The 18,202-nt window shown below is 63.7% G+C and carries 16 protein-coding genes; 10 read left to right on the plus strand and 6 right to left on the minus strand.

Annotated elements, in window-relative coordinates:
• Positions 1 to 28: 28 nt before the first annotated feature.
• Complete coding sequence (locus IVB54_RS30440; RefSeq protein ID WP_018456130.1) at positions 29 to 487, minus strand: hypothetical protein; 459 nt, start codon at positions 485 to 487, stop codon at positions 29 to 31.
• A gap of 186 nt (positions 488 to 673) precedes the next feature.
• Here IVB54_RS30440 and IVB54_RS30445 point away from each other — a divergent pair, with 186 nt between their 5' ends.
• The 3 genes from IVB54_RS30445 to IVB54_RS30455 all read left to right on the plus strand — a co-directional run bounded on the left by IVB54_RS30445 (position 674) and on the right by IVB54_RS30455 (position 3,921).
• Complete coding sequence (locus tag IVB54_RS30445; RefSeq protein ID WP_245288431.1) at positions 674 to 910, plus strand: hypothetical protein; 237 nt, start codon at positions 674 to 676, stop codon at positions 908 to 910.
• Positions 911 to 1,089: 179 nt separating this feature from the next.
• Entirely contained in the window at positions 1,090 to 1,761 is a 672-nt protein-coding gene (locus IVB54_RS30450; protein WP_026233092.1) for a hypothetical protein, read from the plus strand.
• A gap of 18 nt (positions 1,762 to 1,779) precedes the next feature.
• Positions 1,780 to 3,921: an adenylate/guanylate cyclase domain-containing protein gene (locus IVB54_RS30455; RefSeq protein WP_247363723.1), complete on the plus strand. Its 2,142-nt coding sequence runs from the start codon at positions 1,780 to 1,782 to the stop codon at positions 3,919 to 3,921.
• A gap of 35 nt (positions 3,922 to 3,956) precedes the next feature.
• Here the strand turns inward: IVB54_RS30455 and pobA are convergent, their stop codons facing one another.
• Positions 3,957 to 5,129, minus strand: a complete 1,173-nt coding sequence (gene pobA / locus IVB54_RS30460) for a 4-hydroxybenzoate 3-monooxygenase (RefSeq protein ID WP_018456134.1) — start codon at positions 5,127 to 5,129, stop codon at positions 3,957 to 3,959.
• Between the two features lie 48 nt (positions 5,130 to 5,177).
• On the opposite strand from pobA, the gene IVB54_RS30465 reads away from it, so the two are divergent.
• Positions 5,178 to 6,083, plus strand: coding sequence for a helix-turn-helix domain-containing protein (locus IVB54_RS30465; RefSeq protein ID WP_018456135.1), 906 nt, complete (start codon positions 5,178 to 5,180; stop codon positions 6,081 to 6,083).
• 359 nt (positions 6,084 to 6,442) lie between these two features.
• Entirely contained in the window at positions 6,443 to 7,054 is a 612-nt protein-coding gene (locus IVB54_RS30470) for an NYN domain-containing protein (RefSeq protein ID WP_018456136.1), read from the plus strand.
• Between the two features lie 18 nt (positions 7,055 to 7,072).
• Here IVB54_RS30470 and pcaG read toward each other — a convergent pair whose 3' ends face one another.
• Positions 7,073 to 7,699, minus strand: coding sequence for a protocatechuate 3,4-dioxygenase subunit alpha (gene pcaG / locus IVB54_RS30475; RefSeq protein ID WP_026233093.1), 627 nt, complete (start codon positions 7,697 to 7,699; stop codon positions 7,073 to 7,075).
• Positions 7,700 to 7,703: 4 nt separating this feature from the next.
• Complete coding sequence (gene pcaH, locus IVB54_RS30480; protein ID WP_039799636.1) at positions 7,704 to 8,492, minus strand: protocatechuate 3,4-dioxygenase subunit beta; 789 nt, start codon at positions 8,490 to 8,492, stop codon at positions 7,704 to 7,706.
• A gap of 97 nt (positions 8,493 to 8,589) precedes the next feature.
• Between pcaH and IVB54_RS30485 the strand changes: the two genes are divergently transcribed.
• The 3 genes from IVB54_RS30485 (at position 8,590) to IVB54_RS30495 (ending at position 12,444) form a co-directional block, all read left to right on the plus strand.
• Positions 8,590 to 9,534: a LysR family transcriptional regulator gene (locus IVB54_RS30485; protein WP_018456139.1), complete on the plus strand. Its 945-nt coding sequence runs from the start codon at positions 8,590 to 8,592 to the stop codon at positions 9,532 to 9,534.
• A gap of 51 nt (positions 9,535 to 9,585) precedes the next feature.
• Complete coding sequence (gene pncB / locus IVB54_RS30490) at positions 9,586 to 10,890, plus strand: nicotinate phosphoribosyltransferase (RefSeq protein WP_018456140.1); 1,305 nt, start codon at positions 9,586 to 9,588, stop codon at positions 10,888 to 10,890.
• Between the two features lie 246 nt (positions 10,891 to 11,136).
• On the plus strand, positions 11,137 to 12,444 hold the full coding sequence (locus IVB54_RS30495) for a GGDEF domain-containing protein (RefSeq protein WP_018456141.1): 1,308 nt from the start codon (positions 11,137 to 11,139) through the stop codon (positions 12,442 to 12,444).
• A 14-nt stretch (positions 12,445 to 12,458) separates the two neighbouring features.
• On the opposite strand, the gene IVB54_RS30500 is transcribed toward IVB54_RS30495, so the two are convergent.
• Positions 12,459 to 13,079 carry a TetR/AcrR family transcriptional regulator gene (locus IVB54_RS30500; protein WP_247777529.1) on the minus strand — a complete coding sequence of 207 codons (621 nt, stop codon included), beginning with the start codon at positions 13,077 to 13,079 and terminating at the stop codon, positions 12,459 to 12,461.
• A gap of 51 nt (positions 13,080 to 13,130) precedes the next feature.
• Here IVB54_RS30500 and IVB54_RS41775 point away from each other — a divergent pair, with 51 nt between their 5' ends.
• Both IVB54_RS41775 and IVB54_RS30505 read left to right on the plus strand, forming a co-directional pair.
• Positions 13,131 to 13,397, plus strand: coding sequence for a hypothetical protein (locus tag IVB54_RS41775; protein WP_018456143.1), 267 nt, complete (start codon positions 13,131 to 13,133; stop codon positions 13,395 to 13,397).
• 219 nt (positions 13,398 to 13,616) lie between these two features.
• Positions 13,617 to 17,021 (plus strand): acyl-[ACP]--phospholipid O-acyltransferase, encoded by a 3,405-nt coding sequence (locus tag IVB54_RS30505; protein WP_018456144.1) that lies wholly within the window; start codon positions 13,617 to 13,619, stop codon positions 17,019 to 17,021.
• 72 nt (positions 17,022 to 17,093) lie between these two features.
• On the opposite strand, the gene tcuB is transcribed toward IVB54_RS30505, so the two are convergent.
• Positions 17,094 to 18,200 (minus strand): tricarballylate utilization 4Fe-4S protein TcuB, encoded by a 1,107-nt coding sequence (gene tcuB / locus IVB54_RS30510; protein WP_026233095.1) that lies wholly within the window; start codon positions 18,198 to 18,200, stop codon positions 17,094 to 17,096.
• Positions 18,201 to 18,202: the final 2 nt, after the last annotated feature.

Raw genomic sequence — 18,202 nt, forward strand, 5'->3', positions numbered from 1 at the left:
AGTCGATCAGGCGGGATAAGACGTGGCCTTATGGTCTATTCCGTTCTGAGCCGAGCGATCCCGGCGCAAACGGATGGCGCGATCGCGAACGGCCGTCGAGCCCCTTGGGCAGCTTGTCGGCGTTGAGCTTCACGACCGCACCTCGGGCGTCAACGGCCGGCACCTCGTCCTGGCTGTAGATGAGCGTCGCCTCGAAGGTCACATCGGGGGCCTGCTCGGCCGTTCCGGAACAGGTCGCCATCGCACCGCTGCACACGCCCGCGAGCTTGACCTCGACCTCGTCGAGCCCGAACACGGTCGGCGGCCCCTCGGCATGACGCCGCGTGGTCAGAACCGCCGTGAAGCGCTGCTCGTCAATTCGGTAAGAGCCTCCATAAGTGAAGAAGCTGTCGCTGCCGGAGATTCGTCCCTCCGCCAGATGCACGACGCCCGTGCCCTGACCGCGCGGGGTCCTGAACCAGGCCGCATATTTGCCGTCTCTCAGCATGAAAACATCCACCGTAAAACTCCAACGTATTTGCAACCAACTCTGGGGCGCGACAATGACCCGCGCGGGGAGCATTCCGCCACGGTTAACGCCCTGCAAAATCAACCCGTCAATTTGACGCCGAGGCGCAGCGACGCGGGCGCACGCTTCCCGTGCGGCGGGCAAGAAAGCTGGAGCTGGACCTCGTTGCATACCGCGCTAAAAACGATCGGCGTGCCGACCTCGTTTGGCAGCACGCATATAACCGCTATCAACTCCAGCCAGTTCGTGACAGCTAGCCTGTCACGCTGGGAGGAAGTGGTCGAGATCGCCGCCGGTCAGCAGGCGACGCCGTATCAGAAAACCGAGGCTACGCTCGCGCCCATCATAGATATGGAGAGTGCAGCGGAGAGCCACCCGGTTGAGGCCGTCCCAGCCGAATGAAATTATCCATCCAGCTTGCCGGCGCACTGTCTTCTCGAGTCGCCGGCTTGAACCTCTTCCTGATAGAGTGCACCAATATCAAAGAGTGATTCCGGTCACACTTGCCTGGGCGTTTCGCTGCTAAGCATCGGGCCTGGATGGGGACCGGCAAATATTGGTCGAACTGGATGAGAATTGCCATGAAAAGCCTGATCGGCGCTGTTGTCGGCACATGCTGTCTTGCTGCTCCGGCTTTGGCGGAGAGCCCGACCGCCATCGTCGAGGACGTGCAAGGCAAGGTCGACGGTGTCGCGTTCATGGATTATGTGGTGCCGGGCAAGATCATCAAGCTGGGGCCCAAGGCAACCATTACGCTCAGCTATCTCAAATCGTGCCAGCGCGAGACCATCAGCGAAGGCGTCGTCATGGTCGGCACCGAGCAGAGCACCGTGCAACTCGGCGAGGTCAAGCGGGAAAAGGTCCCCTGCGATACCAACGCGGCAAAACTGTCGGAGCGCGAGGCGAACCAGAGTGCCGCGACGACCTTCCGCACCATGCGGTCGGACGCCAAGGGCAGCGCTCCGGCCAAGCTGCCGACGCTCTACGGTGTCGCGCCGTTGGTGCAGGCCAAGAGCGGCAGCACCCTGGTGATCGAGCGCACCGATGGCAAGGAGCCCACGATCAGCGTGCCGCTCACGAGCGAGACCATGGTCGGAGGCAAGTTCTATGACTTCGCCAAGGCCGGGAAGTCGCTGACGCCGGGCGGCAGCTATCTCGCCATCCTCGGCACCAAGCGTTACGCCTTCCAGGTCGATCCCAGCGCCACGTCGTCGCCGACGCCGATCGTGGGACGCCTGCTGCGGCTCGAATAGGCAGCTAGCGACGGGGCGATGCGGCGGATCGGCAGACGGGACATCGTTGCAGCGATCCTGATTGCGCTTCTTGCAGGCGCCGTCGTCACGTCTCCGCCGTTCCAGACGCTGCAGGGCCTGTCGCTCGACGTCCTCACGGCACTGCGCGGCAAGCTCGTCGGCGACCACCGCGATCCCGCGACATCACCGGTCGTCGTCGTGGCCATCGACGGCGAGACCTACGACACTCCGCCGTTCCAGGGGTCGCCGACGCTGACCTGGACGCGCGAGATCGGCCGGGTGCTCGGCAGCATTGCCGACGGCGGCGCCAAGGTGATCGGTTTCGATGTCATCTTTCCGAGCTCGATCGAGCGGTCGGAGATTCCCTTTGGCGATGCGCCGCTTGGCGCGCGACTGAAGGGATTCGACCGAGACTATCTCATCGCCTTGCGGAAACTCTCTAGTGACGGCAAGCTGGTGCTGGGCGAGGTCCTCAGCAGCGATCATCCGGACCGCGCACAGCAATTGGCTGTGGGGAATAACGTCCGCGGCCTCAACGTCTATACCGACACCGACCATGTAATCCGGCGAATGCCGCTGAGTTTTCCTGTCGGCGACATGCCAGCTTCCGCAATGGCCGTCGAACTCGCCACCCGCGCGCTCGGCGCAAAACCGCAGACCGCGCCTTCTGGCGTGACTGCTTTGTCCGGCTATACGATCCCGAGCGCGGTGCCGAACACGCTAACGCTCAATTTCCGAGGGCTCGGCCGCGACGTGCCGACATATTCGTTCGCAGACCTGCACGCCTGCGTCGAGAAGAACGACCGCGACTTCTTCCGCCGCGCCTTCGGTGGCAAGATTGTGGTGCTCGGCACGATCCTCAATGTCGATGACCGCAAGATCACCTCGATGCGTCTTTCCGGCGGCTATGACGGAACGCCGGCCGCAAGATGCGCCCTGCCTGCACCGGCAACCACCGAACAAAAAGCCCGCAGCGACATCGCCGGTGTCTTCGTGCATGCCAACGCGGTGCGAAATCTGATCGAACGCGATGCGGTGACCGAGCTCGGCTTTCCACTGCGGAGCATTCTCACCATCGTGTTCGCAGCGATCGTGGCCTGCGCGGCCTGCGTGCTCGCACCGGGTGGCGCACTGATCGCATGGTTCGGCCTCACCGCTGTATACGCCGCTGTGGCTGTCGGTGCATTCGTCCATGCCTTGGCGCTGCCGCTGACGGAGCCGGCACTCGCAAGCCTTGCCGCGCTCGCGATGATGATCGGCTACCGTTTCGTGCTGGCCGATCGCGACGAGCGTTTCCTGCGCAGGAGCTTTGCGTTCTATCTCGCCCCCGAAGTGATCGACACCATGGTTGCCTCCGGCAAGATGCCGGCGCTCGGCGGCGAAATGCGCAACGTCACCATGTTCTTCTCCGACCTGAGTGGCTTCTCCTCCATCGCCGAGACGATGACGCCGGGCGAACTGGTGACGCTGATGAACGAATATCTGTCGGCCATGACCGACATCATCGAGAGCCATGGCGGCTATGTCGACAAATATATCGGCGATTCCATTGTCGCCATGTTCGGCGCGCCCGCCGACGATCCCGCGCATGCGCGCCACGCCGTCCATGCCGCGCTGAAATGTCACGCAAAGCTGGCGGAGCTCAACGCCGGCAGCGCCGCTTTCGCCCGCCGCGGCCTGTCGCACCGCATCGGGCTCAACAGCGGCGAGGCTGTCGTCGGCAATATCGGCTCCCGCCGCCGCTTCAACTACACCGTGATGAGCGACACCGTGAACGTCGCCTCGCGGCTCGAAGGCGCCAACAAATATTATGGCACCGCAATCATGGCTTCAGAAACGACTGTCGCGCAGACAGGCAATACTTTCACCTGGCGCGAGCTCGACGCCATCAAAGTGATAGGACGCGGCGAGGCGATCAAGGTGTTCGAGCCCCTCGCGGAGAAGGGCACGGAGAGTGCCGGGCAGACGAAGGTTGCCGCCGCGTATGCGGAAGGGCTGGCGTGCTGGCGGGCAAGGGAGTTTGCGAAGGCGGCTGATGCGTTCGGGCGAATGGCGGAAATGGATCCGGCGTCAGCGCTTTTTGGCAAGCGCGCGACTGCGCTCGCTACAAATCCACCGGGGTCGGATTGGACGCCGGTGAACATCCTAGAAGGAAAGTAGCGCAGCGTCCCACCGCTTTTCGGGTCCACTCCCCGCTAGAACGGCAACCCCACGTAATTCTCCGCCAGCAGACGCTGCGCCGTCTCGGACGACAGCAGATACTCCAGCTCCGTCTGCTGAAGCCTCTCTTCATACTCGGAACGGTCGGGGAAGCGATGCAGCAGCATCGTCATCCACCACGAAAAGCGTTGCGCCTTCCAGATCCGCGCCAGCGCCTTGGCGGAATAGCCCTGGAGCCCGGAATCATCGCCGTTCTGATAATGCGCGAGCATGGCGTGGTAGAGATAATAGATGTCGGAGCCGGCGCTGTTCAGCCCGCGCGCGCCGGTCGGCGGCACGATGTGGGCGGCATCGCCGGCGAGAAACAGGCGACCGTAGCTCATCGGCTCGGCGACGAAGCTGCGCAACGGCGCGATGCTCTTCTCGATGGACGACCCCGTGATCAGGCGGTCGCCGACCTCGTGCGGCAAACGGCGCTTCAGCTCGGTCCAGAACGCATCGTCGCTCCAGTCCTCCACCTTGTCGGTGAGCGGCACCTGGACGTAGTAGCGGCTCAGCACTTGCGACCGCAAGGAACACAGCGCGAAGCCGCGCTCGTGCTTCACATAGATCAGCTCCGGCGACACCGGTTTCGTGCGCGACAGCACGCCGAGCCAACCGAACGGATAGATCTTCTCGTATTCCCGCAGCACGTCCTTCGGGATCGACTTCCTGCTGACGCCGTGAAAGCCGTCAGCGCCGACGATATAGTCGCAATCGACTCGGACGGTTTCGGCATTCGAACGATAGGTCACGTACGGCTGGTCCGAGGTCAGGTCATGCGGCGTCACGTCCTCGGCATTGTGCACGACGTTGCCGCCAAAGCGATCGCGCGCCTCGTAGAGGTCGCGCGTCAGCTCGGTCTGGCCGTAGACCAGCACCGAATTGCCGCCGGAATGCTTGTGGAGGTCGATCTGGGAGAGCACCCCGTCATGGGCGATCTCGAATCCCTTGTGGATCTCGCCCTCGCGGTCCATCCGCTCGCCGCACTGTGCCTCGCGCATCAGCCTGGCGAAGCCGTGCTCGAGCACGCCGGCGCGGATCCGGGCAAGCACGTGGTCGCGGCTGTACTTTTCCAGCACGACCGTGTCGATGCCCTTGAGGTGCAGGAGCTGGGACAACAGCAGCCCGGACGGCCCGCCGCCGATGATACAGACCTGGACTTTCATTTTTGCGTCCTCCTCGGCACTTTCTTGCAGATTCAGCGCCGCTGACGGATGGAGGCTTTCGTCTTTGTCTTGTACTATTCGAACATGAGAAACCCAGCCCCCGCCCCGGCAATCCGGGTCTACAATTTGTTCGGCGAATCCGGTGATCTGCCCGATGTCGTGCATTGCGAGACGATAGCGTCGCGCTCGGTGCTGCACGATTGGACGCTCGCCGTGCACCGCCATGCCCGGCTGCACCAGGTGCTGCTGATCGAGCGCGGCGGCGGCGAAGCGACGCTCGACGGGCGCGTGGTGCAGCTGAAGCCGATGCAAATCGTCAACGTGCCCGTCGGCCACGTCCACGGCTTCCGTTTCGTGCCTGATACCCAGGGCTGGGTGCTGACCATCGCCGCGGAAATATTGGACGAAGCGCTGCTCGCCTCCGAAGGGCTGCGAGGTGCCTTGTCGCGCTCGGCCGTGATACGCGGCACGCCGCAGATTCGGACCACCATGAAGCAGATCTTTGCCGAACACGCCGCGCGCGATTTCGGCCGAGCGCATGTGCTGCGTGCACTTTCGGCGGCCATGATCGGGCTGGTGGCCCGCGCGCTCACCGGCGAGAGCGGTGGCAACGGCACGGCTGAAAGCGGACTATTCCGCCGCTTCGAGGCGCTGCTGGAACAGCATCATCTGGAACGCTGGAGCGTTGCGGACTATGCGGGTGCGCTGTCGATCACGCCGACCCATCTCAACCGTGTGACCCGGGCAGCAACCGGCGACACCGCCTCGCACCTGATCCTCAACCGGCTGATCCGCGAGGCGCGGCGCAACCTCGTCTACACCAATTTACCGGTCTCGACGATCGCCTATGCGCTTGGCTTCGAGGACCCCGCCTATTTCAGCCGGGTCTACGCCGCCGCCACGGGCGTGTCACCGCGGGCCTTTCGTGCCCAGCTTCATGGCGATGAAGGCTGACACACCGGCCGATCGATCAGCCGCGCCTGTGGTCGAAGGCCACGCTGGGAACCGCAATGGCCTTTGTGCCAGCGCTGCCACTTAACCTTCGTATATGGGGCCCTATCCTTTGGATAGGCGCCCTTTACCTCAGTACAATTGAGTAGGGAATGCGCGCGCCTTAGCCTGGCTGCATTCGGCGCCCTGGCGCCGGTGGCATTGTATCCTCCCTAACCTGGGCGCAAGACGGCCGCCCCTGTCCGGTCGTCTGCGCTGCTTTTTCGGCAAGCCATCGGTGCCTTCAATGTTTTTCCGGCCGACACACCGCCCCCGGCGGTTGGACCGGCCACCTTTCGCGTACAACTGGAGATTTGTGCATAATGTCTTCGATTGAGAAGATCGCACTCTTTATCGATGGCTCCAATCTCCATGCCACCTCCAAGGCGCTCGGCTTCGACATCGACTACAGGCGACTGCTCGGCGAATTCCAAAGCCGAGGTGCGCTGTTGCGGGCCTTCTACTACACGACCGTCGTCGAGGATCAGGAGTATTCGTCAATCCGTCCGTTGATCGATTGGCTCGACTATAACGGATACACCGTCGTCACGAAACTCACGAAGGAATTCGTCGACGCCATCACCGGCCGCCGCAAGGTGAAGGGCAGCATGGATGTCGACCTCGCCGTAAATGCGATGGAGCTCGCCGAGCACGTCGATCAGATCGTTTTGTTCTCGGGCGATGGGAATTTTCGTTCGCTGGTGGAAGCCCTGCAACGCCTCGGTGTCCGCGTGACGGTCGTCTCCACACTCTCCACTCAGCCGGCCATGGTCGCTGACGAGCTGCGCCGACAGGCGGACATATTCATCGATTTGGCAGAACTGAAACCAAAAGTGGGGCGCGATCCGGCCAATAGGCCGGGATCGCGCGAGATGCGTCAGTCACCGCAATTCCACGCGCGCGTAGCGATCGATCGCAGTGACCAGGTGGAGTGAACCTTCGGGCGGCGGCTCTCAGACGTCGAAGAACATCGTCTCCTCCGGCCCCTGCAAATTGATCGTGAAAGCATACACGATCTTGGCGCCACGCTCGCTGCGCTTTGCGATCAACGTCGAACGTCGCACCGGCTGCTCGATCAGGCTGAGCACGGGGTCGGCGGCGTTCGCAGTCTCTTCATCGGAGAAATACAGCCGGGTGTTGAGCCCGATATTGATGCCACGCGCGACGATCCAGATGTTGACGTAAGGCGCGCATTTGCGGCCCGCCTTGTCGGTGATGGCCCCGGGCTTGATGGTCTCGAACGTCACCAGCCCGCTCTCGAAGTCGGAGCCGGCGCGGCCCCAGCCACGAAATTCCTCGTCGAGCGCGCCGGTCGACCGATCGGCCGGATGGTTGTAGCGGCCGGCCGCGTTCGCCTGCCAGATCTCCAACAGCACGTCACGCAGCGGCGTGCCGCTGCCGTCGAACACCTTGCCCTCCAGCGTGATGCGTTCGCCTTGCGTGTTCGGCGTCACCAGCACGTTGGAAAAGTTCTTCTCGAAGATGTCGAAGCCGGCCATCGCCGGGATCAGGCCGATATGGACGTAGGGCCCGGCGGTCTGCGAGGCGGTTTCCTTGAGGTAGTTGAGCGGCTGCGGCATGGACCTAGTTCCCTGCGGTGCGATTTTCAAAGTAAGTGGAGCGCTGGCCGCGCAAGACGATGTCGAAGCGGTAGGCGAGCGAGTCGAACGGGGTCGATGCGTTGAGGTCGAGCGGCGCGATGAGGCGCTCCAGCGCATCCTTGTCCGGGATCGTCGTCAGGATTGGGCAGACCGGGATCAGGGGATCGCCCTCAAAGTACATCTGGGTGATCAGACGCTGTGCAAAGCCCGAGCCGAACACCGAGAAGTGGATGTGAGCGGGACGCCAGCTGTTGACGTAGTTGCGCCAGGGATAGGGTCCCGGCTTCACGGTGCGGAAATAATAGTAGCCGCTGTCGTCGGTCAGCGCGCGGCCGCAACCGCCGAAATTCGGATCGATCGGCGCCAGATACGTGTCCCTCTTGTGCCGGTAGCGGCCGCCGGCATTGGCTTGCCAGAACTCGACCAGCGTGTTCGGCACGCCGCGGCCCGTCTCATCCAGCACGCGGCCGTGGACGATGATGCGTTCGCCGACGGGATCGCCGTCCTTGGCGTAGTTGCGGATCAAATCATTGTCGAGCGGGCCGAGATCGTTGTGCCCGAACACCGGCCCCGTGATCTCCGAGACCGAGTTCTCAAGCGACAGCAACGCCTGGCGCGGCGAGCGCAGCACCGAGGATTTGTAGCCCGGCGCGTGCGCCGGCGGATGCATGGAACGGTCGCGCTGGAAGAAGCCGCCGTCACCGAGCGGCGGCGTGAACGGCTCGGGACGGTTGGGGCGGGATTCCCGCAAGGCTGGCGCCTGGGCATGCATCGGCGTTGTCTCTCCCTCTGGCGCGCTCCCGTTGGGGCGCACGGCTTATCGGGAGATGATGGCGCCGGCTATTCTCAAGATAAATAGATCGATTATAATGCATTCCATGAATAAAATCGATCATTTGGCGCTCGATGGCCACGCGCTTGAGCTGTTCCTGGCCGTGTTGGAAGAAGGTTCGGTGACGGCGGCCGCAACGCGGCTCGGCCTGACGCAATCCGCGGTCAGCCACGCCCTGAACAAGCTGCGGCGGATCGTCGGCGATCCGCTGTTTGCCAAATCCGGCCGCGGCATTGTCGCTACGGCGCACGCCCAGGCGCTCGCGGCAAAGGCGCGAGCGCTGATCGACGAGATGCGCAGCTTTGCCGGCGGTGTCACGTTCGAGCCGGCGAGCGCGCAGCTTTCGCTGACAATCGCCGCCAATGACTTCCAGCGCGACCTGCTGCTGCCGCGGTTCTTCGATCATGTCGCAGCGCAAGTGACGAGCCTGAACCTGCGCGTGATCCCCTCGCAGTCGCCCTCGCCGGCGATGCTGCGCGAAAACCGCTGCGATCTGCTGATCACGCCGCTGCCGCCATCCGGCGTGGACATCGTGCAGAAGCGCCTGCTGCAAGACCATTACGTTTGTTACTACGACCCCAAAGCGCGCGCGGCGCCGGCTACGCGCGGCGACTATCTCGCGGCGCGTCACGTCACGGTGGTCTACACTGACAATGAGCGGCTCGACTTCGATCGCCGGCTTGCAGCCAACGGCTTCCACCGCGACATCGCGATCTCCGTGCCGAGCTTCTCCGGCGTGCCGTCCTTCCTGCGTGGCTCGCAGATGCTGGCGAGCATGCCGAGCCTGCTGGCGACCGGCGTGATGCATGGCTTCGCCCAGGTGCGGATTCCGCTGGCCTCGCGCACGCGAACCCTGGCTGAGTTGCCGATGTTCATGGTCTGGCACCAGCGCTATCAGAAGGACCCCGCGCATCGCTGGATCAGAAGCCAACTCGAGACCGTGGCGGCGACGGCCTCGCACCCCGCCCCCGCGAAAACCTGATCCCCGTCAAACCCACTGGTTGCGCCGCGGCCGCCACGCTAGAATTCCCCCATGACAGTGACCGACATTGCGAGCCGGACCTACAATCACAGCTGGCGGCTGGATCCCATCATCCGCAGCCTGCTTGATACCGACTTCTACAAGCTATTGATGTTGCAAATGATTCGGGAAGCTTACCCGAATCAGCAGGTGACATTCTCGGTCATCAACCGATCGCGCCATGTCCGGCTCGCCGAAATCATCGACGAGGGCGAGCTGCGCGCCCAGCTCGACCACGCCCGCACCATCCGCTTCACCAAGAAAGAGCTGATCTGGCTTGCCGGTAACACTTTCTACGGCAAGACCCACATGTTCTCGGCGGACTTCATCCGCTGGCTCGCCGAATTCCGGCTGCCCGAATACGAGCTGCGCAAGGTCGAAGGCCAGTACGAGCTGCACTTCCACGGGCCGTGGAGCCATACCACGATGTGGGAAATTCCTGCGCTCGCCATCCTCAACGAATTGCGCTCGCGGGCGGCGATGAAGGGCCGCGGCCGCTTCGAGCTCGACGTGCTCTATGCCCGCGCGAAGGCCAAGCTGTGGACCAAGGTGGAACGCCTGCGCAAGCTGGATGGCCTCCGGCTCTCCGATTTCGGCACCCGTCGCCGCCATGGCTTCCTCTGGCAGCGCTGGTGCGTGGAGGCCGTGAAGGAAGGCCTGGGCCCGTCCTTCATCGGCACCTCCAACGTGCTACTCGCGATGGACAATGATCTCGAAGCCATCGGCACCAACGCCCATGAACTGCCGATGGTCGCGGCTGCGCTGGCCAAGGACGACGAGGAATTGCGCTGGGCGCCCTATCGCATCCTCGACCAGTGGCGCCAGACCTATGGCGGCAACCTCCTGATTGCGCTGCCCGACGCTTTTGGCACCAAGGCTTTCCTGCGCGATGCGCCGGAATGGGTTGCCGACTGGACCGGCTTCCGCCCCGACAGCGCGCCGCCGATTCAAGCCGGCGAGGAGATCATGAAATGGTGGGAGCAGAAGGGCCGCAATCCCAGGGACAAGCTGCTGGTGTTCTCCGACGCGATGGACGTGGGCTCGATCGAGGAGACCTACCACCACTTCGTCGGCCGGGTGCGGCTCTCCTTCGGCTGGGGCACCAATCTCACCAATGATTTCGTCGGCTGCACGCCGGACGGCTCGTTCAACCTCGATCCGATCTCGCTGGTCTGCAAGGTGTCGTCGGTGGACGGACGTCCGGCCGTCAAGCTTTCCGACAATCCCGAGAAGGCGACCGGCCTGCCTTCGGAGATCGAGCGCTATTTGCGCGTCTTCGGCGACGCCGGCCGCGTGCGCAAGCCGGTGCTGGTCTAGCGCCAGAGCAATCTATCTCCATCAAGTAAACCATCTGGGGCAAATGCGCGACATCAGCTCGCCGATGCCGCGTCAGTTCCGGGTCGACGGCATTTGCGACGATCTGCAAGCATCCACTTCACAACGCCTTCACCCTGCGACGCAGTCTCCTGGCATTTTCAAGTCGAGTTAAGCACCTTTCGCGCGTAATCCGCGTTATGAGCGGATCGCTCCGCTGGGGTCGTTGAGCGACTTGGGGAACGCATAGTGTTTCGCAGAACAGCGCCGTCAACGAAGGGACGAAGCTTCCTTCACGTCATCAAGCTCGTTTCGCCTTTCGTCACCGTCGTTCTGCTGCAGGCGGCGATCGCCGGATTCAGCCTGGAGGTGATGTCCTCGGTCCGCGCCTATGTCGCGGGCGAAGCGTTGTGGTCGCGCTCGCAGAAGAACGCCGTCTATTTCCTCAATCTCTATCTGCATTCGGGCGACGCCAGCCAGTTTGCGCAATATCAGACCTCGCTGGCCGTTCCCATCGGCGACGAGTTCGCGCGCTGGGCGCTCGAGCGCGATCCGGTCGACGTCGAGGCCGCCCGCATCGGCTTCCTGCAAGGCGGCAACCATCCCGATGACGTGCCGGGACTGATCTGGCTGTTTCGCTACTTCAAACAGGTCAGCTTTCTCAAGGAAGCGATCAGCGAGTGGGCTGCCACCGACCCCATGCTGCTGGAGCTGAGCGTTTTCGGCGAGGTCATCCGGTCAGAGTTGAAGAGCGGACCGGTTCAGGACGGCAACCGCCTGCAATTATTGTCGTCGCGGCTTTCGGAGCTCAACACTCAGTTCACGGTGCACGCCAAGCGGTTCTCCACCGTTCTCGGCGAAGGCTCGCGCGCCATCAAGATGACGCTGACTGGCGTCAATATCGTCACAGCCATGACGCTGATCCTGCTCCTGATCTGGCACACGCGGCGATTGGTGCTGCAACGACAGGCGTTTGAGGATGCCCTGCATGCCGAGAAGGAGCGCCTAGTCTGGCAGGCGTCGCACGACTGGCTGACCGGCTTGTCCAACCGGCGCGCGTTCGAGGCCCGCCTGCAAAGCGAGTTGGACGACACCGCGGCGGGTTCGCTGGGCCTGGTCCTGCTCGATCTCGACCAATTCAAGGACGTCAACGACAGCTGCGGTCATCTCGCCGGCGACCGCCTGCTCTGCCAGATCTCGCGTCTCCTGCAACAGGAACGACGGCCGCATGACCTGGTGGCCCGGCTTGGCGGTGACGAATTCGGCCTAATCCTTCCACAAAGCACGCCGTACGACGCCGTGGATATCGCCGAACGGCTGCGCCGGTCGCTCGAGCTATCCGTCTTCGCGTGGGACGATCGTTGCTTTGCAGTGACCGCCAGCATCGGCGTTGCCTGCATCACCGACGGCAACACCATGCTCGAGGACGCGATGCGGCGCGCGGATGCCGCCTGCTATCGCGCCAAGGAGAACGGACGCAACCGTGTTCAGGTCGACAACGGGACGACGGACGTCGTCGTCGTCACCTCGCGGCACCGCAAGGCCGCCAGCGCGTAGCTGCGCTCCACACTTTATCGTACTGGCACAATCCCGAGCCCTGCGAGATGCGCATCCAGAAACTGATCGACTTGCTGGCGCAGCATCTGCGGCGGCACGGCTACCATGCGTTCTTCGAGGCCGAGCGAGATGATCCCGTGCACGGCGGAAAACAGGGTGCGTGACAGCAGCGCGATCTGCACGTCGTCTGCATTCGGAAGCAGCCGCACCAGGGGTGGATGCATCAGCGCGAAGGCGTCCATCACCATCTGAAGGATGTCATCGGGGTAAGGGCGGTCGTCCTCCATCCGATGTTCGAACAGCGAGCGCAGCAGATTGGCGTGCTCCGCAAAAAATTCGAGGTAGGTCGCGGCCAGCCCGTAGAACTGGCGAAAGGGATCCTCGGCGGGAACCTGGCCCAGCCGCACCGTCAGCTCCTTAACGGTCTCCCGATTCACGGTCAGGATCACCCCGTCGAAGTCGCCGAACTCGTTGTAGACGCTCCCAACCGAGCAGCCTGCGGCGTCCGCAACATCCCGGACTTTCAACGATTTCAGCCCCTTAGCCGCGATAATGCTGCGAGCGATCTCCACGATCTGCTGCCGCCGGCGAGATTTTTTTCGGTCTCGCAACGATTCGTCTTGAACATTGTTCATTTTCAAGGTACTCATTTGAACAATGTTCAAATTAACCTGGAGATCTGCAAAATGCAAACCCTCGCTGTTGATATCGCCTCCACCTTCGTCGATGACGCCACAGCTCTCGTGACCGGATCTGGCCGCGCCCTCCTGCGGTTCGCGACGGGGCCGATCGATCGCATTGCAAATGCCTGCGACATCGCCGGCGTCCTGACCGAGCGGCGGGCGACCTTCCGGATGTGGCGGGCCAACCGCGACCGCGCCCGTCATGAGGGCCGCCGCATTAGCCTGCTCGGCCGCCTCTCGCCCTTTCGCCGCCTTGCCCACCTTACCTGAGGCGCGCACGCCTCCTTGCCGGGGCGTGATAGAGCCGCGACCAGCCATTTGCGAACCAAACGTCGCCACGCGGAGACCAACAGGATCGGAAGGTAAAGGCGCAGAGCAGGCCGGGGCGATCGTTCGTCAACCCGCAAATGCCCGTCGCATCTCCTCGGGTCCCGAAGCCCATCCGACAATGAAACAACCTCAGACAGCGTTTCCAAAACAGGACTAGTCATGATCAGGGATTTGATGTCGTCACGCCGCTTCGCGCCGCTGTTCTGGGCGCAATTCTTCTCGGCGCTGAACGACAACGTGCTCAAGAACGCACTCGTCATCATCCTGCTTTACAGTGCCGCGACCGGCCACGGTGATGCGCTGGTGACGGTCGCGGGCGCGGTGTTCATCTTCCCCTATTTCATCCTGTCCGGGCTCGGCGGCCAGCTCGCCGACAAATACGTCAAATCCGTCGTCGCAAGGCGGCTCAAATTCGCCGAGATCTTTGCCGCGGGCTTTGCCGCGGCCGGCTTCTTCCTGCACTCGGTGCCGCTGCTGTTCGCAGCGCTCGCACTGTTCGGCGTCATCGCCGCGTTGTTCGGACCCGTGAAATACGCGATGCTGCCGGACCAGCTCGAGCTCGGCGAGCTCGCGACCGGCAACGCGCTGGTCGAAGGCGCGACCTTCATGGCCATCCTGCTCGGCACCGTTGCCGGTGGCCAGTTCGTGGCCGGCTCCGCGCATATGGGCTGGGTCGCATCGGCCGTGGTCGTGCTGGCCCTGCTGTCCTGGACCTTCGCCTCCCGCATTCCCGCGACGACGCCGTCTGCACCCGATCTGCCGGTCAACGCCAATCCCTGGACCTCGACGCTCGGCCTGTTGAAGACGCTGCACGCCGACCACCGGCTGTGGGACGGCACCGTGATCGTCTCCTGGTTCTGGCTGGTGGGCGCCATCGTGCTCTCGCTGCTGCCGGCGCTGGTCAAGGAGGTCATCGGCGGCACCGAGGGCGTGGTGACGTTGTGTCTCGCGATCTTCGCAATCGGCATCGCCATCGGCTCGCTGTTCGCCGCGAATCTGAGCCACGTTCGCCCAAACCTCGCGCTGGTGCCGATCGGCGCCGTCATGATGGGGTTTGCCGGCATCGACCTCGCTTGGGCGATCGGCGTGACCGCCAAGGGCCAGGACATCACTGCTGCCGACTTCGCAACTTCGTTCGCGGGCCTGCGCATGCTGCTCGACTTCGTCGCCTTCGCATTCGGCGGCGGGCTGTTCGTCGTTCCGTCCTTCGCCGCCGTCCAGGCCTGGTCCGCCCCCTCCGAGCGCGCCCGCATTATCGCCGCCGGCAACGTGCTGCAGGCCGCCTTCATGGTGGCCGGCTCGCTGTTCGTCGCGCTGTTGCAGGCCGGCGGATTGCACATCGGCTGGATCTTCTTTGGCCTCGGCGTCATCAGCTTCGGCGCAGTCTGGTTCGTGCTGACCAAGTGGGGCAAGGAAGGCGTGCGCGACTTTGGCGGGCTGCTGTTCCGCGCGCTGTTCCGCACCGAGGTCCGCGGGCTGGAGAACCTGCCGCCTGCTGGCACGCGCATGCTGATCGCGCCCAATCATGTCAGCCTGATCGACGGCCCGCTCCTGCACGCCGTGCTCCCGATCGACGCGAGCTTCGCGGTTGATACCGGCATCGCCAAGGCCTGGTGGGCCAAGCCGTTCCTGCGGGTGGTCAAGCACTACACCATGGACCCCACCAAGCCGCTGGCGGCGCGCGACCTCATCAAGCTCGTCGCCGCCGGAGAGCCGGTGGTGATTTTCCCGGAAGGACGCATCACTGTTTCCGGCTCGCTGATGAAGGTCTATGACGGCACCGCGATGATCGCGGACAAGGCCGACGCAGTCGTCGTCCCGGTCCGCATCGAAGGCGCCCAGCGCTCGCATCTCAGCTATCTCAACGGCAGCCAGATCAAGCGCTCGTGGTTTCCGCGGGTGACCGTCACCATCCTGCCGCCAGTCAAGCTTCCGGTCGATCCGTCGCTCAAGGGCAAGGCGCGCCGCAACGCCGCGGGCGCAGCACTTCAGGACGTGATGATCGACGCCATGGTGAAGAACGCCATGCTCGATCACACCCTGTTCGAGGCGCTCGGACACGCCTATCGCGACCGCGACACCGGCAAGGTCATCGTCGAGGACGCGCTCGGTACCAAGCTGACCTATCGCAAGCTGATCCTGGGCGCGCAGGTCTTGAGCCGGAAGCTGGAGAACGGCACCGCTATCGGTGAGAATGTCGGTGTGCTGCTGCCGAATTCCGCTGGCGTCGCCGTCGTCTTCATGGCGCTGCAAAACATCGGCCGGGTGCCGGCAATGCTCAACTTCTCGGCGGGCCCGGTCAACGTGCTTGCCGCCATGAAAGCCGCGCAGGTCAAAACCGTGCTGACGTCGAAAGCTTTCATCGAGAAGGGCAAGCTCGACAAGCTGATGGCGGCGATCTCCGCGGAAGTTCGCGTGGTCTACCTCGAGGACGTCCGTGCTTCGATCGGCACGGCCGACAAGATCAAGGGCCTGCTCGCCGGCACCGCGCCCCGCGTCGCCCGCCAGGCGAGCGATCCGGCGGTCGTGCTGTTCACGTCGGGCTCGGAAGGCACGCCCAAGGGCGTTGTGCTGTCCCACCGCAATATCCTTGCGAACGCCGCACAGGCGCTGGCGCGGGTCGATGCCAACGCCAATGATAAGGTGTTCAACGTGCTGCCGGTGTTCCACTCCTTCGGGCTGACCGGTGGAATGATGATGCCGCTGCTCGCGGGCATTCCGATCTACATGTACCCCTCGCCGCTGCACTACCGGATCGTGCCCGAGCTGATCTACCAGACCGGAGCCACGATCCTGTTCGGCACCGACACATTCCTCACGGGCTATGCACGCTCGGCCCATGCCTACGACTTCCGCACCTTGCGCCTGGTGATCGCCGGCGCGGAGGCGGTCAAGGATCGCACCCGGCAGGTCTTCATGGAGCGTTACGGCATCCGCATCCTCGAAGGCTATGGCGTCACCGAGACGGCACCGGTGCTGGCGATGAACACGCCGATGGCCAATCGTCCAGGCACGGTCGGCCGCCTGTCGCCGCTGATGGAAAGCCGCCTCGACCCGGTCCCCGGCATCGAGGAAGGCGGACGCCTGTCGGTGCGCGGACCCAACGTAATGCTCGGATACTTGCGGGCCGAAAATCCCGGCGTGCTCGAGCCGCTCGCCGACGGCTGGCACGACACCGGCGACATCGTGGCGATCGACCCGGCCGGCTTCATCACCATCAAGGGTCGCGCCAAGCGCTTTGCCAAGATCGCCGGCGAAATGGTCTCGCTGTCGGCGGTCGAGAACATCGCGACAACGCTGTGGCCGCAGGCCGGTTCAGTCGCCGTGTCGATCCCGGACCAGCGAAAGGGCGAGCGCATCGTGTTGCTGACGACGGAGAAGAACGCCGAGCGCAGCGCCATGCAAGGCCACGCCAAGGCGATCGGCGCGTCCGAGCTGACCGTTCCCGCTGCGATCATGGTGGTCGACAAGGTGCCACTGCTCGGGACCGGCAAGACCGACTACGTCACGGCAACGACGATGGCCCGCGAGCAGGCGTCTGGACCAGAGCGCGAGGTGGCATAAGAGAGATGCACGAGGCGCCTCAATCAGGCGAGGCGCGGTGCCCCGATCGGCCGCTTCCGCGCCGCCTGAATCTCAAGAACCGGCTTCTCCGCGTCGCTCCTGCGCATAACGCACCAGCGCCGCGAAGCGATAGATGCCGTGCACGAACTTGCCGTAGGGCATGGTGATGAACAGCGCGAACACTGCACCTAAATGGAGTGCCAGCAGCGGTCCCATGGCGGCAGTCTCCCGCAGAATCAGAAGCAGCATGCCGGTGAACCCGGTCAGGAACAGCATGGCGATGAAGCCGACATCCATGCCGTAGCGCTGCTCGTCGAGCAGCGCCGGATCACGCCGCATCTTGGCGACGAACAGGCCGATCGGCCCGATGATCAGGCCGATGCCGCCGAGCGTGCCGAGAACCACCGGCAGATCCCACCACGGATACGGCGCCTCGCGGCCGAGCAGATAGTGATACAGCGTTGCGGCCGAGGTCGCGGCGAAGCAGAGCAGGAAGCCGTAGAAGGTCAGGTGATGGAAAAGCTTGCGCCGGTCGGTCGGCTTGTCATCCTCATTGTAGCAGCCGACGCCGCCACCATGGAGGTAGCGCAGCTCACCAGCGTCGCGCATCGCCTGAAAGATCGAGCCGCCGTCCGCACGGCCGCCGATCGGCGGGCCGATATCCCGCCAGAAGGCACGCACGCTCATCACCAGCGCGAAAATCGCATAAAGGAAGGCGGCGCTGAACAACGCTGCCATCGCGTTGTGCGGCATCAACTTGTAGAACGCGCCGGGGCCAGTGTGCACGCCAAACAGCACGCTGCGGTCGTTTAGGGCAGCGAAGCCGAGTATGAAGGCGGCCATGCTGAGCGCGGCGACGATGCTGATGACGAGACCATTGCGGGCGAAGGCACCGGACAGCGCCTGCGGCCAGGCATAGGTCGCATAGGATTCCGCGCGCGCGATCGCCAGCGTCTGCGGGACGTTGACGTTGAATTCGTGCGGCGGCGAGAACTGGCAGTCGACGTAGCAGGCGCCGCAGCCATGGCAGAGATTGGCGAGATAATTGAGGTCGCCGTCGGAGAAGGCGCGGCGCATCTCCATGGCGGGAAAAACCGCGCAAAGGCCTTCGCAGTAACGGCAGGAATTGCAGACCGTCATCAGGCGGTCGCCTTCATCCAAAATTCTGCTTCCGTGCATGG

Origin of the sequence: Bradyrhizobium sp. CW1, from assembly GCF_023100665.1 — a bacterium.
GTDB classification, from domain to species: Bacteria; Pseudomonadota; Alphaproteobacteria; order Rhizobiales; family Xanthobacteraceae; genus Bradyrhizobium; species Bradyrhizobium canariense_D.

Excerpts from the sequence above, each read along its gene's own strand:
- IVB54_RS30485 (WP_018456139.1), top strand. The coding sequence starts at position 8,590 with ATGCATTCCATGAATAAAATCGATCATTTGGCGCTCGATGGCCACGCG.
- IVB54_RS30440 (WP_018456130.1), bottom strand. The coding sequence starts at position 487 with ATGCTGAGAGACGGCAAATATGCGGCCTGGTTCAGGACCCCGCGCGGT.
- IVB54_RS30465 (WP_018456135.1), top strand. The coding sequence starts at position 5,178 with ATGGAGGCTTTCGTCTTTGTCTTGTACTATTCGAACATGAGAAACCCA.
- pncB (WP_018456140.1), top strand. The coding sequence starts at position 9,586 with ATGACAGTGACCGACATTGCGAGCCGGACCTACAATCACAGCTGGCGG.
- pobA (WP_018456134.1), bottom strand. The coding sequence starts at position 5,129 with ATGAAAGTCCAGGTCTGTATCATCGGCGGCGGGCCGTCCGGGCTGCTG.
- IVB54_RS41775 (WP_018456143.1), top strand. The coding sequence starts at position 13,131 with ATGCAAACCCTCGCTGTTGATATCGCCTCCACCTTCGTCGATGACGCC.
- IVB54_RS30450 (WP_026233092.1), top strand. The coding sequence starts at position 1,090 with ATGAAAAGCCTGATCGGCGCTGTTGTCGGCACATGCTGTCTTGCTGCT.
- IVB54_RS30455 (WP_247363723.1), top strand. The coding sequence starts at position 1,780 with ATGCGGCGGATCGGCAGACGGGACATCGTTGCAGCGATCCTGATTGCG.
- IVB54_RS30505 (WP_018456144.1), top strand. The coding sequence starts at position 13,617 with ATGATCAGGGATTTGATGTCGTCACGCCGCTTCGCGCCGCTGTTCTGG.
- tcuB (WP_026233095.1), bottom strand. The coding sequence starts at position 18,200 with ATGCACGGAAGCAGAATTTTGGATGAAGGCGACCGCCTGATGACGGTC.
- IVB54_RS30500 (WP_247777529.1), bottom strand. The coding sequence starts at position 13,079 with ATGAACAATGTTCAAGACGAATCGTTGCGAGACCGAAAAAAATCTCGC.
- pcaH (WP_039799636.1), bottom strand. The coding sequence starts at position 8,492 with ATGCATGCCCAGGCGCCAGCCTTGCGGGAATCCCGCCCCAACCGTCCC.
- pcaG (WP_026233093.1), bottom strand. The coding sequence starts at position 7,699 with ATGCCGCAGCCGCTCAACTACCTCAAGGAAACCGCCTCGCAGACCGCC.
- IVB54_RS30470 (WP_018456136.1), top strand. The coding sequence starts at position 6,443 with ATGTCTTCGATTGAGAAGATCGCACTCTTTATCGATGGCTCCAATCTC.